Here is a 12,765-nt window from a genome sequence, read left to right as displayed (position 1 = left end):
TTTTTGTAGCACTATTTGTAAAAAACCTGACGGAGTGTTACAAAAACAGAAAATCAATCCGTCAAGGGAGAGAAAAATGAAGAACCGTTTGACGTCTAATCTTTTGTTCGGTCTTGCAGCCGCTTCCTTCTTCGCCGTATCGGCTTTTGCTCAGGAAGCTGCCCCCGCTGCTGCCGAAGCACCCGCTGCAGCCCCTGCTGCTGAAGCTCCTGCCGCAGCCCCCGCTGAACAGGCTGCTCCTGCCCCTGCACAGGAAGCCCCTGCCGCCGCTCCGGCACAGGAAACTCCTGTCGCTGCCGCTCCTGCCGAAGAAAAAAACGCTGAATCCGCTCCTGCCGAAAACACTAACCCGGGCGAAGTGGCTGACGCTGCCGGTAACGCTCTCGACATGCTCAAGGCCAGCATGAACGAAGGCACTTCGGAAGCCCAGATGGAAGTCAAGTACAATGGCGAAGTTGAATTCGATGCTTACACAGGCAATGTCTGGGCAGAAGATGACCTGAACCACAGCTATGCTTCTACCTTCGACCTGAATTTTGAAGTCAAGTTCAACGAAAAGTGGTCTGCGTTCGTGGGCCTCGAAGCCGATGGCGAAACCACTGATCCGGGTGCCATTTACAATGGTGCTTACGTTCAGTACCAGCCGGCTGATTTCTTCGCCGTCAAGCTGGGTGATCTGACCTTCTCGGAAGGTGCATTCGTTGCCTACTATGACTACGACGATCCTGCCGACAATGCTGCTGGTATGAAGGAACACGATATCCGCGGTTTTGAAATCGACTTGGCAGGCTTTATTCTCGGCTTTGGCTTTGGCCGTGGCGATAACGACTGGGCCGATGAAGAAGGTGCCAAGGTTTATGATGTCCACGCCGCTTACGAATTCGACTATGCCGGTCAGCACTTGCGTCCGTATGTAGACTACAAGAGCTTCCAGACCACTCAGCATAACGAACTCCATGCCGGTGTCGAAGCGGGCCTCTCTCTTGGTGGTTTCGGCTTCAGGGCTGTGTATGGCTTCCATGCCGACTACCTGGGTGACGACGGCGATGTCGTGGAAGGCCAGGATTGGACTTCTACCGCTCACGCCTTCTTGGTTGAGCCGACCTTCGAAGTGGGTATGTTCGATATCAAGACGACCGCCTTCTATGCCATCATCGATAGGGGCGATGCCACCGAAGACGCCAGCGATCTTGACAACGGCGAAATTCCGGAATACTTCTTCGTGTATGCCGAACCGGCTTTCAAGCTTGCAGAATTCATCAAGCTCGGTATTCCTGTAGAATACCACACGCACACCTTGGATGATGATGACGATACCGCTGCTACGTTCGATGTCGGTGCCCGTGTCTACATCACTCCGGTCGAAAACCTGGAAATCACCGCTTTCGGCATGGTGGATGTTGCCGTGCAGGATAACGAAGACGACAATGCTCTGCGTTTCGGTCTTGAAACGGTGTACAGCTTCTAATTACCTCGCATAATGCGCAAAAAGGGGACTGTGGCGTTTTGCCACGGTCCTTTTTCTGTCTAAATGGAGTAGAAAAAAAAGCGCCTAAAAACTCTATTTGGCATGCATTTGTTTGCTATTGGAGACTTTTATGAGTAATGTAAGATCGACCGGGAAAAAATCATCGAATACCTTGGTCCGTGACCTAGTGAACGTGGGCATTTTTGCGGCGCTTTATATCGTGCTTGGTTTTATGTCGTCGAGCATCGGCTACATTCCCGCCCTTATTGTTTTTTCGACCGCGAGCATTGCGCTTGTGACGAGTGTTCCCATGTTCCTGTTCTATTCGAAAATAGAAAGGCCGATCCTGTGCTGTATGCTTTTTTGCGGCATATTCGGGGGAGCAATGCTGGTGATGGGCCAGAGCGTTATCATGTTTGCGATAAGCCTTGCAGTTGGGCTACTGTCGGGAACAATTCTGAAAATCATAGGGAAAAATTTTGCTGGCTTGTACATGGCAAACATTGTCTTGAGCCTAATGAGTTCTTCGATGATGCTTCCGCTTTGGCTTTATACCGAGGAATATCTAGAATATACCCGTGGCATGTGCGACGAAGGTTACGTTGCGAAATTGGCGGAACTTTCTAACAGTATCTGGCCCCTGGTCGGAATTTACACCTTCGGCATCTTGGGTGCCGTTATCGGTGGACTCGTGGCCCGCCGCATCATGAAAAAGCATTTTGAACGGATCGGTCTTGCCCGGTGAAATTGGACCCTCGGACAAAACTGTTCTTAACGATTGCGGGAAACAGCGTCATTCTTTCCGCGCCAGTGATTTACGGCGCCATGATTGTTGTTTTGCCGGCAGTTTTATTGGTGCTTGAAAAAAGATGGCGGTTTTCCCTGCTCTTTTCTTTCTTGTACGCAATATCTGCATTCAGTTTTGATTATTTAAAAACGATGGATGTCGGGCTGGCGGGCACGCTGTTTGTCTCGACGATGATGCTTGTTTCGCATGTGATGCCGATAAGCGTTATTTTTTACTATGTCATGACGACCACCAAGGTGAACGAGTTCATGGCGGGAATGTCGAAGATGCATATTCCTAACAAAGTGACGATTCCCTTGGCGGTGATGATTCGCTTTTTCCCGACCGTATTCGATGAAGCCCGCGATATCGGAAACGCAATGCGCATGCGGGGCATTCGCCTGTTCAGCCTGCGGACATTAAAGAACCCGCTTGCCATTTTGGAATACAGACTTATTCCGCTACTGGTGTCGCTCACAAAAATCGGTGACGAACTTTCGGTGGCGGCGACGACGCGCGGACTTTCGCCAGAAACGAGACGCAGTTGCATTGTCAAAATCGGGTTTCATGTTCAAGATGTTGTCGTGGCGTTATATTGCTGCGCCGTAATAGCGCTGTTTATAGGGGCCCGCGCATGAACATCTCGCTAAAAAATGTTTCCTTTTCCTACACGGAATCCCTTGACGATGCCGTCATTAAAAACTTGAATTTCGAAATCAAGTCTGGCGAATGCGTTGTGCTTGTGGGGGAGTCGGGTTGCGGCAAGACGACCATTTCCAAACTGATTAACGGTCTTATTCCGCTTTATCAATCGGGAACGATGGCGGGTGACGTATTGCTTGACGACAAGAATACCGCCGACATGACGCTTGCAGAAATTTCAAGGCACGTAGGTTCCGTTTTCCAAAATCCGCGTTCGCAGTTTTTCAACATCGATACCGACAGTGAAATCGCCTTCGGCTGTGAAAACTTGGGAATGGATCCGGAAGAAATCCGGGAACGCGTGAATCGCGTCGTGAAGGAATTCCACATAGAACATTTGGCGGGTCGAAACATCTTCCACCTTTCCGGTGGCGAAAAGCAGAAAATCGCCTGCGCCTCGGTCTCTGCGACCGATCCGGAAATTTTCGTTCTCGACGAGCCCTCGGCTAATCTTGACTTGAAAACAGTCGCAGACCTCGCCGGAATCATCAAGTTCTGGAAATCTCGCGGCAAGACCGTCATTATCGTGGAGCACCGCATCCATTACCTGCGAGACATTGCAGACCGGATTTGCTATGTAAAAGATGGCTGTATTGCGCACGAATGGACTCCTGCGGAACTCGAAGCGAAAGGCCCGGAATATGCGGCAAGCCTCGGCCTGCGCTGTATGAATTTAGAACAACTTAAAAATAAGGTCCCTGAGCTTGCCGAAGGGCCGGAAAGTTCGAAGGAGCCTGCGAAGCGAACTCTTAAAGAGTCATTGGTCTTCAAAGACCTCCATTTCGCCTACAATCGCAAATTCCCGGTTTTAGACATTTCGGAGCTTTCACTCCCGCGTAATCAAATCACAGCCATTATCGGGCATAATGGTGCCGGAAAATCGACGCTAGCCCAAGTGCTGTGCGAGCTCCGCGGAACCTGGCGACAAAAACGCAAGACTCGCAAGTACGGTGCTTACTTGATTATGCAAGATGTAAACCACCAGCTGTTTACAGAAAGCGTCCTTGACGAAATCTTGCTGGGCATGAATCCGCAAGATGAAAACGCTGCCCTAGAAATCCTTGAACGGCTTAACCTGAAAGATTACGCTAGCTGCCACCCGATGGCGCTTTCGGGCGGGCAAAAGCAGCGAGTCGCTATCGGCAGCGGCGTTTCTAGCGGCCGCGAGATTGTCGTGTTTGATGAACCTACTAGCGGTCTTGACTATAGGCAAATGCTTGCGGTTTCGGCGACTCTCCAGAAACTTGCCGCAAGCGGAAAAACGCTTCTTGTGATTACGCATGATCCCGAATTCATTCTAAACTGTTGCCAGTCCGTCATTCGCATGGAACATGGAAAAATCGCGGAACAGTATCTGCTGCAAGGCAATCAGGAAAAATTGATTGATGCTATGCTGAATGTATAATATCAATGGTCGTTGAACCTTTTTGTAATTATCTTTGAAATATGAATATTTGGAATTTCTTCGCACCGGTTTATGAATTTTCGATGCGCACGCAGAAGAATATCTACGATTATCTGTATGCGCGTATCGGCGAAGTTGCCAAGGGCAAGATTGTGCTTGAACTTGCAACTGGTCCCGGGATGATTGCGCGGCATATTGCGCCTGCCGCAAAGTCCGTGGTGGCAACGGATTTTGCGCCGAAGATGATTGAAACCGCACTCAAGGCGAAGAATCCAGATAACTTGAGTTTCGAAGTGGCTGATGCGACGTCGTTACGATTTGAGGATAATTTCTTTGACGTTGTAGTCATCGCGAATGCGCTCCATATTATTCCGAATCCTGAAAAGGCGCTTGAAGAAATTCGCCGAGTCTTAAAGGATGGCGGCTTGCTGATTGCCCCGAACTTCTTTTTCCGCGAAGGCGGCAAGAAGAACCTGTGGCAAAAATTCCTGAGCCTCGTGGGCATCCGCTTTGCCCACGAATGGACCGAAAAGGAATACAAGGCCTTCTTGGAATCGAACGGCTGGAAAATCAAAATGGACCGCGTTATCAAGGGCCGAATCGATTTGATTTATGTAGAGTGCGCGTGAGTGCATCAAACTTTTCAGAACGGATGAAAGCATGGCAAATCCCTGTTCCGTAAAAACATAGGGCATAAACCTGTCGCCGCCCCAACTTGAAATCACATTTTGTGATTCCAAGTTTTCCTGTGGTATAAAAAAGCTGAGTAAAAAAGGCAAGGAAACTCCCTTTTTGTCACCTTTTGCCATTCTGATTCAATTTGACTTTTTCTTTATTTTGTGCCTTATCTTGACCATCGCCAAATTCAATTCTATTTCCATTTCGCTTTCCAAACTTGTAGAATCCGAGGCGAGGACATTAGAAATGATTTCGCCGCTTCTTTTCAACAAAGACTTCTTTTCATTTTCATCAACAACTTCAGGAACGCGAGCAATGGCACGAGACAACTCGCGAATTTCTACGAATGTATTGATGATGTTGATAGTTGTTTGCGTTGCGACTCGCCCTTTCAAAATTGTCGCAAGCATGTAGAGACCGCGTTCAGTAAAGGCTGTTGGATTAACAGGACTGTATTTTAGCTTGGCAAGGTGGTCAAAATTTTTGACCACCTCCTTTTTCTCGGCAACATTAACTAATCGCAATCAAGGATAACTCGCTGATCTCTCAACACAAGAATTTTGCTTTCAACTTCATTCATCTTCTACTCCAATCCGCCTACAAGCAAAAAAGGCGGGGAAAAGTGTTCTCGACGCAAATATACATTCCTTAAATGTCATATTATGACAATTGGCGAATTTTGCGGAAATTTTGACAATTTCGAGGAAAATCGACCCCTGCAGGCGGTTGAATTCTGCATTTTTACGCTTTTTTCTTGCCTTCCGGGCGTGGCGACATCTTTTGACACCGGAATAATTTATATTTTGGATGAAAATAGAGTTTTTGCTCTTGTTCTCCATCTGGAAACTAGACACTTTCATGAATACGGAGAATAAGGCGAACGCTCACGTCTGCGACCGGCGCAAGCCTGCCGCATCGTTTTGGTACATGCATATTTGATAAATCTGCCTGTAGGCAAACGGCTATTATGGGGCGTGAGTTGTTTGCGCTTGTTGTATTCGGGCAGTCTAGGCCTCCAGATGATAGGTGCATTCAACTCCACGCCTTTTTTATATCCAGAAAAAGCTTGGATGTGTCTGCAAGAACGAGGGTGAACGCTCGTTGAGTATCGCTCTTGTTCTTCATCTGGAAACTAGACACTTTCACGAATACGAGAATAAGACAATGACTCGCCGTCGCCCGTGGGTTGCATGGGCGTAGTGTACCCGGGGCGTAGTGTATCCGCTCGGGTTTTTGCGGGTGTATTGTATTCTTTTGAAAATGTCGCGCTTTTAGGCGAGGAGTGAGTCGGCTCCCCGCCGTTTTTTTTGCCTGCACCCCGGCTAAGCGAATCGGCCAGAACCGCTCCCGCGAGAGTGAACTCGTTCACTTTCAAAATGGAGCGATATGGCCCAGACTCGACAGAAGAAGAATGTAATCAGGGTTTTTGAAGGCTTTGCTGGTTATGGCGGAGCATCCTTTGGATTGAAAAGAGCAAAAAAAGCTTTGACGAATTTTGATTACACTGTTGTTGGTTATTCAGAGTTCGATAAATACGCTTCAAAACTCTTTGACGCAAATCATCGAGACGAGAAAGGAAATCCTATAAAGAATTGGGGCGACATCACACAGATTGACCCTAATGAATTGCCTGATTTTGATTTGTTTACAGGCGGTTTTCCTTGCCAGCCATTCTCTTCCGCAGGAATGCAAATGGGGACAGAAGATCCCTATGGTCGAGGAGCAATGCTTGGACACATCATTCGAATATGTCGAGTAAAAAAGCCGAAGTATATCCTTTTGGAGAATGTTAAAGGTTTTACTTCTGGAAAATTTAAGCCCGTCCATGATCAACTTGTAAAAGACCTGATTGAAATGGGATATGGTACGACAGAGGAAAACACTTTAGCGAAAGTTGTTCTGAACTCGAAGGATTATGGGGTTCCGCAAAATAGAGAGCGCCTTTGGATGTTCGCTCGATTAGGTGGATTACCGGAAAACTTCAATCTTAAACCAGACAAAATTCAAAGCAAGGTGAAAATGGCAGATTTTTTAGATGATGCCCCTGACAAGACACTTTATTTGTCTGATGAACAAATTGCTCACTTGAAGGTTAAGCACAACATTGATTCTTTCGTTGTGAAAACGCCATTATGTTTTGACGTATATAACAAGAAGATTAAGACAGATGGATACAGCATAACGATTACACAACCAGAACATAATAGTCTTCGTGTTATCGAACCTCCTAAGAAAACTGGAAAAAACAAGGGCAAAGAAATCGTTAGGAAAATGTCTGTTCATGAGCAATTCCGTTTAATGGGGTTTGACATATCTCGCGATAAAAAGAAATGCGAAATCAACTTTGACGGACAATCGTATTCGCAGTTGTCTAAAAGAGCAGGCAACGGCTGGGATGTGAATGTCGTCGGAATTTTGATCGCTCACATTTGGAGGCAATTATGAGACTTGATCAGGGATCATTGATTTTCACACCTAAAAATGGAGAATGCCCTTCGTGGGAAACTTCTCTTGGTCAGTCACACGAAGGTAATGGAAATCTGCCACCATATCATTTTAAGGCGGAAGGATATGAGAACCTTCTAAAGGGAATGTTTTTTAATTCCATTCCATTGGCAGAGGTGTCATGTATTTTGGGAAAACAAAAATTTTTTGTAACGGCGAGCGAATCTTATAAGAGTTCGCAAAATCAAGAAATACAGCTGGCAAGTAGGTTTGACACGATTATTGTGCGTTGTGGAAATGAAGTAAAAACATTTCGTGACATACCAATCATACTTTTGTTTACAAAAATTCAGGACGAGAATAAGTTTCATTTTGGAAGACGTTCCATAAAGTATTCACCTCATACAAGTTTTGGACTATCAACCAAAAATTCAGATTCTTTTGAACGAATTCAGAAACATTTTAACACAAGGCTTACATGTTATGGTCTTTTTGTAGAGCATTTTGATACCCTAAATTTCTATTGTGTAGATGCAGATGCTAATTATGATAAAGAGCAGTGGAAAAACCTCAAGTTGCCAGAAACTGAATGGACTGATTGGGCTTCGTGGGAAATCAAAGAGCGAGAAAAATACGATTTTCAGAAATATTTGGAATTTCCAATTTTTGACGAATCATTTGTTCATGGATTAAATAACGAGCAAATAATTCAGAAAATGGCAACAATTTTACGTCAAGAATGGGTGGAAAATGGATACCCTGGAGTGCATTATTTTGGATTTAAATACTCAAAAGTACTTAAGCAAATCAAAGCCTCTCCCGCAGAAATCATAAAATGGGCTAATGAGCATAATACAGATAATCGCATTCCAACAACATATAATGGCGAAATTTCTAAAACGATAAAGGTTTTTGAGTGTGCCGAGAAAGATAATGAAGTCAACATTGTTTGTCATGACGCAAGTGCTGTAAAAGAAATTTCAACAAATCAAATTGAAACCAATTCTAGTGTATCAGAAAATATTCAGCCGACTTTGCCACTTCCTGATTTCATCCCCTCTCAAACCATCTACTACGGTGTTCCGGGGTGCGGCAAGAGCTACGAAGTGAACAAGGTCATCAACGCCGAATTGGATAAATACGGCGTCACGGACAAGGAATATCATAAGGTTCGTTGCGTATTCCACCCGGAATACTGCAATGCGGATTTCGTGGGGCAGATTTATCCTTACGTGAAGCCGGACAACGGCGGTGTCGAATATCGCTTTAAACCGGGTCCGTTTGCGGAAATCGTGCGCAGGGCCTATCGCAATCCCGCGGAGCCGTTCTTCTTGGTTATCGAGGAAATCAACCGCGGCAATGCGGCCGCTATTTTTGGGGAAATGTTCCAGTTACTGGACCGTATACGCCCGGAAGATGGCCCTGAAGAACTTTCGGGGAACATCTACAATACGGGTTGGAGTTCTTACGGAGTTACAAACATTGATGTGAACGCGTATATTCGTCAGAAGAGTACGGATAATCCGGAAAAGATTGAATACGACGATTCCGTCCCATACGGTAACGAAATAAAGTTTATCAACAATACTGCTGTGCGCTTGCCGCCGAATCTTTCTATTTACGCGACGATGAATACAAATGACCAGAACGTGTTCACGATGGATAATGCGTTCCAGCGTCGCTTCAAGTCAAAGATGATTCGGAATGTCTTGGACGAAAATTCCGCCCAATATAAAACGGAGATTGACGACACCGGCGTTTGCTGGGGCGATTTCCGTGAATGGATAAACGAGAAGATTCTCTTGCCACAGACGGCTATTTTGAAGGCTGACGACAAGTGTCTGGGCGGTTGGTTTATCACCGGTGAAAAGATTAACGGTGTAGATAAAATCAAGAAAGAAGACTTCGCGGAAAAGGTTCTCAAATATCTGTGGGACGACGTTTTCAAGCGCAATAAGTCTGGCGAGATTTTCGTCAAGGACGACAAAGTCAACTCGCTTTCGGATTTGATAGACGCTTTTGAAACGTCTGTCGGATTTGAGTCCTTTGAAAAGATTTTCAAGATGAATGACGTTGATAAGGCAAAGTTGCAAAAGCAGGCGAATACCTAAATGACAGCTCTTGCTCAACATATCGCAGAACCTGCACAAAAGGCTTTCACGTTTTTTGCGGATTTTTGCGTGTATGATGCCTGGTATTCAAGTGACGAAAAGAAGGACAAATCGTTTGTCGGGATAAGGATTGAAGACAATCAACCTAAGATCTATTTCCCGATGGGGTATCGTGCGTCTAAGCCTTCTGAAGATATTTGCAAGCGGGATTTCTACCAACTTATTGCTGTATTGAACGATAAATCCCTGCAAAGCTATTTCTCCGAAGAAGACTTGAGAAAATCCCAACTGGATTTCCCGTTCTACGCGTATCTTTCGGTATTGCGGTACTATCTCGATTTCGGCTACTTTGTGGAATCCGAAACGATTTACAAGAAGGGTTTCTCCGGCAAAATCAGCTGGCCGCGAACAATTAAAAGAATTAAGCCGCAGGTCGTCAAAGACGAAGAAGGTCACGATCAGGTTGTATATCTGAACTTGATTACGCGCAAGACGAGTTACCGTGAAGACAACTTGATTACGCTCGTCCACAAGTTTTGCGTTAAAGAATCTGCTCGGCTGATTGGTTCGCTATACGGCATTTTAGAAAATGAAGTCGAAGAATCGGAACTTTTGTTTGATTACGAATTGTTTGCAGAAGTAATTCAGGATAAAATTGCGGCAACATTCAATGACAAACATTTGGAACTTTTCCATGCCATGCTAAAGATGGTCCGTTATTTGGGAAACGAGGAAAATCGTGGCGAAGATGGTAGTGAAAACGAGCCGTTGTTTGGCGTAAACACCTTCGCCCCTGTGTGGGAAGCGATGGTTGATAGAATTTTCGGGAAGTTGCCGCAGGGAGTTGCCAAGGATAAATTCAATCCGCATTTACGGTGGAATGACGGACGCCGCGATGAAAAACTTGATGAATCCGAAGAGGAAATAGTTCTGAACGACCCGAAACGTTCCACACTCCGACCAGATACGATAATGGTTGTGGGGGAGGGTGTGTATATCCTTGATTCAAAGTACTACAAATACGGCTTGACTGGTTTCAATTCGCATTTGCCGGGGGCCGAATCCGTGTGTAAGCAGATAGCTTATGCGGAATATGTGGAAAAGATGGAGGAAAATCCTTCGACTTCGTTACACTTCGCTCAGGATGACACTTTAAGCATTTACAACGCCTTCATTATGCCATATTGCGCGGAAGCTGAAGGCACTTTGGCGAGCTCTGCGATCTTCCAAATGAAGCGCGCTGGCTACATTTACGGCGATTGGAAAGACTGCAAAAGGCCTTACCACAAAATCCACTGCATCCTCCTCGATATGAAATCCGTCATGCGGAATTACGCGAACAATCCCGCGGCACAAAGTGAACTAGCAGGATTGATTAAGAATTAGAACAGCTGAACTACGCAAGCATCCCCGCTGTGCAAAGCGAACTTGCAGAACTAATTCCTTATTAGAAAATAAAAAAAAAAATTATTGACTAAATATAGCAAATATGCTATATTTAGTATATGAAGTTCAAGTTCTTTCCGAATGTGCAATTTTTTGAGGCAGAAAAAGCAGACCCCAAAGACGAAACAGGAGATGTCGGCAAAGAAATAAAGGATCTGTCAAGGCATCGTCTGGATTTGTATCTACGGGTCAAGAGTTTTCTGAAGGTCCTTTCGACTGTTATGGATTTGTCGCCTTTTTTGCTGAATGAACAAATTTACAAGTTTCCGAAGGAATATGACGGCTTGTACGAGATGCGAATTCCAAAGCAGGCGAAAGGCGGAGTTTTTAGAATATATTTCTGCATGGCAATAAACGAAATCAGCACGCTCATTTTGTTATGCGCGGAATTGAAACACAAAAAGGAACCGATGAAACTCGGGACAGCATTTGCAAAACTGAAGCAATACAGAGAACTTGTCAAACAGGGAGTTATGCAATGAAAAAGAATCAAGTTATCGACTTTATGTCTTCGCTCGAAAAAGAAGACGAAGGTTTGGATTTGTACTCCAAGACATACGAGGCGCTGTCGGCCTTCCTGACGGATTTTGATTTCCTGAAAGATTCCTTGGGGCTCACGCAGCAAGATGTCGCCGACAAGATGGGCACGACGCAAAGCGCTATCTCGCGTATTGCATCCTTGAAAACGAATCCTTCGTACAAGCAGTTGCTGAAGATGTCGGAGGCCGTCGGCGGCGAACTGCACATAACTCCGATGAAGAGCATGATTGTCCAGGTTCCTTACGACTTGCAAGAAACAGTACGAAAGTTGGCGGCCGAAGCTGGCTCAAGTCCTAACGATTTTCTTACAAGGACTCTGCGCAACGCAATAGAACTAGAACGCGCGAACTACATGAACAAAGCGCTTGCCTTGAACTGCGTTGGCGAACGCAAGGTCGCATACAGGGCAAAAAAGAAGAACTCGCAGGGGTAATCGGTGATTAAATTGCTCATCAGTGTGTCGAGATTTTCTCTAGGTCCTTGATGTCGTTATAGTTTAGATTAGTGCGTCTGCTGAAATAGAATGAATTGTTAATTCGCGTTCCGCGTTAGGGATAGTGACCCCTTGGGGCCGAGACTATAGGCTCGGTGAGCGAAGCGAGTATAGCCCGACCCGGCGAGGGACGAGCCGGGTAACGCCCCTTTTTACCCCCATTTTCCGCAGTTTAGCCTTTACTAATTAGCCGAGGCTTTCTAAATTTAGCGTTGACTAATATATAAGGTGTGTTTTTCGTCTAATCGGAGCCGTCCTATGGAACAAGTAAAGTTAAGTCAGAGCCTTGAAGACTACTTGGAAATGGTGCACATGCTGCGCCTTGCGAACGGGATTGCCCGTGTCCGAGACATTGCGGCGGCGCTCAAGGTCAAGATGCCGTCGGTTGCCAAGGCGGTAATCGAACTCAAGAAGCTGGGCCTTGTGACGCAGGAGCCGTACAGCGGTATCGAACTCACCTCGGAAGGCGCGCTCGTGGCGTCCCAGATTCTGAACCGTCACATTCTGCTGAAGAGTTTCTTGATCAAGCTCGGTATCTCCGAGGCGATTGCTGACAAGGACGCCTGCTGCATGGAACACATTCTTTCGGCGGAAACTCTCGAGAGGATCGAGGATTTTGTGAATTCCCCTAGTACGGGTGCGACGGCAAAAAAGTCGAAGACTGCCGCTAAATCTACGAAAAAGTAAATC

General features: G+C 45.9%; 12 protein-coding genes and 1 pseudogene. 11 read left to right on the top strand and 2 right to left on the bottom strand.

All coding sequences use genetic code 11. From position 1 onward, the window contains the following. The first annotated feature begins 76 nt into the window (after nt 1–76). From B7989_RS14085 to B7989_RS08495, 5 genes are all read left to right on the top strand, one after another. Nucleotides 77–1,468, top strand: a complete 1,392-nt coding sequence (locus B7989_RS14085; protein ID WP_088628098.1) for a hypothetical protein — start codon at nt 77–79, stop codon at nt 1,466–1,468. Between the two features lie 130 nt (nt 1,469–1,598). Then, on the top strand, nt 1,599–2,213 hold the full coding sequence (locus tag B7989_RS08510) for an MptD family putative ECF transporter S component (protein WP_088628097.1): 615 nt from the start codon (nt 1,599–1,601) through the stop codon (nt 2,211–2,213). Next, the gene (locus B7989_RS08505; RefSeq protein WP_088628096.1) at nt 2,210–2,893 is read left to right on the top strand and encodes an energy-coupling factor transporter transmembrane component T; all 684 of its coding nucleotides are present in this window, start codon (nt 2,210–2,212) and stop codon (nt 2,891–2,893) included. Before B7989_RS08510 ends, B7989_RS08505 begins: the two co-directional genes overlap by 4 nt. Then, a complete protein-coding gene (locus B7989_RS08500) occupies nt 2,890–4,362 on the top strand; it encodes an ABC transporter ATP-binding protein (RefSeq protein WP_088628095.1) in 1,473 nt (490 codons plus the stop codon). Before B7989_RS08505 ends, B7989_RS08500 begins: the two co-directional genes overlap by 4 nt. 41 nt (nt 4,363–4,403) lie before the next feature. Beyond that, complete coding sequence (locus B7989_RS08495) at nt 4,404–4,991, top strand: class I SAM-dependent methyltransferase (RefSeq protein ID WP_088628094.1); 588 nt, start codon at nt 4,404–4,406, stop codon at nt 4,989–4,991. Between the two features lie 30 nt (nt 4,992–5,021). On the opposite strand, the pseudogene B7989_RS14325 reads toward B7989_RS08495, so the two are convergent. Together B7989_RS14325 and B7989_RS08485 are read right to left on the bottom strand one after the other, a co-directional pair. Next, nucleotides 5,022–5,171, bottom strand: a pseudogene (locus B7989_RS14325) (hypothetical protein); the annotation flags it as partial. Nucleotides 5,172–5,177: 6 nt separating this feature from the next. Then, nucleotides 5,178–5,564 (bottom strand): hypothetical protein, encoded by a 387-nt coding sequence (locus B7989_RS08485; protein ID WP_198959550.1) that lies wholly within the window; start codon nt 5,562–5,564, stop codon nt 5,178–5,180. Between the two features lie 862 nt (nt 5,565–6,426). Here B7989_RS08485 and B7989_RS08475 point away from each other — a divergent pair. From B7989_RS08475 to B7989_RS08455, 6 genes are all read left to right on the top strand, one after another. Next, nucleotides 6,427–7,485, top strand: a complete 1,059-nt coding sequence (locus B7989_RS08475) for a DNA cytosine methyltransferase (RefSeq protein ID WP_088628092.1) — start codon at nt 6,427–6,429, stop codon at nt 7,483–7,485. After that, a complete protein-coding gene (locus B7989_RS13860; protein WP_144265003.1) occupies nt 7,482–9,596 on the top strand; it encodes an AAA family ATPase in 2,115 nt (704 codons plus the stop codon). The genes B7989_RS08475 and B7989_RS13860 overlap by 4 nt, the downstream gene beginning before the upstream one ends. Continuing rightward, entirely contained in the window at nt 9,597–10,982 is a 1,386-nt protein-coding gene (locus B7989_RS08465) for an LlaJI family restriction endonuclease (RefSeq protein ID WP_088628090.1), read from the top strand. It abuts the gene before it with no gap. Nucleotides 10,983–11,101: 119 nt separating this feature from the next. Then, the gene (locus B7989_RS13980) at nt 11,102–11,524 is read left to right on the top strand and encodes a hypothetical protein (protein WP_158212884.1); all 423 of its coding nucleotides are present in this window, start codon (nt 11,102–11,104) and stop codon (nt 11,522–11,524) included. Continuing rightward, a complete protein-coding gene (locus B7989_RS08460) occupies nt 11,521–12,015 on the top strand; it encodes a helix-turn-helix transcriptional regulator (protein ID WP_158212883.1) in 495 nt (164 codons plus the stop codon). Before B7989_RS13980 ends, B7989_RS08460 begins: the two co-directional genes overlap by 4 nt. 318 nt (nt 12,016–12,333) lie before the next feature. Continuing rightward, entirely contained in the window at nt 12,334–12,762 is a 429-nt protein-coding gene (locus tag B7989_RS08455; RefSeq protein ID WP_088628088.1) for a metal-dependent transcriptional regulator, read from the top strand. Nucleotides 12,763–12,765: the final 3 nt, after the last annotated feature.

This window comes from Fibrobacter sp. UWB5, assembly GCF_002210295.1.
Lineage (GTDB): Bacteria > Fibrobacterota > Fibrobacteria > Fibrobacterales > Fibrobacteraceae > Fibrobacter.
Note: the sequence above shows the minus strand (reverse complement) of the source record. Positions and strands in the feature narration are given on the sequence as shown.

Coding starts and splice junctions, on each gene's coding strand:
- B7989_RS14085 (WP_088628098.1), top strand. CDS start 77: ATGAAGAACCGTTTGACGTCTAATCTTTTGTTCGGTCTTGCAGCCGCT.
- B7989_RS08510 (WP_088628097.1), top strand. CDS start 1,599: ATGAGTAATGTAAGATCGACCGGGAAAAAATCATCGAATACCTTGGTC.
- B7989_RS08500 (WP_088628095.1), top strand. CDS start 2,890: ATGAACATCTCGCTAAAAAATGTTTCCTTTTCCTACACGGAATCCCTT.
- B7989_RS08495 (WP_088628094.1), top strand. CDS start 4,404: ATGAATATTTGGAATTTCTTCGCACCGGTTTATGAATTTTCGATGCGC.
- B7989_RS08475 (WP_088628092.1), top strand. CDS start 6,427: ATGGCCCAGACTCGACAGAAGAAGAATGTAATCAGGGTTTTTGAAGGC.
- B7989_RS13860 (WP_144265003.1), top strand. CDS start 7,482: ATGAGACTTGATCAGGGATCATTGATTTTCACACCTAAAAATGGAGAA.
- B7989_RS08465 (WP_088628090.1), top strand. CDS start 9,597: ATGACAGCTCTTGCTCAACATATCGCAGAACCTGCACAAAAGGCTTTC.
- B7989_RS13980 (WP_158212884.1), top strand. CDS start 11,102: ATGAAGTTCAAGTTCTTTCCGAATGTGCAATTTTTTGAGGCAGAAAAA.
- B7989_RS08460 (WP_158212883.1), top strand. CDS start 11,521: ATGAAAAAGAATCAAGTTATCGACTTTATGTCTTCGCTCGAAAAAGAA.
- B7989_RS08455 (WP_088628088.1), top strand. CDS start 12,334: ATGGAACAAGTAAAGTTAAGTCAGAGCCTTGAAGACTACTTGGAAATG.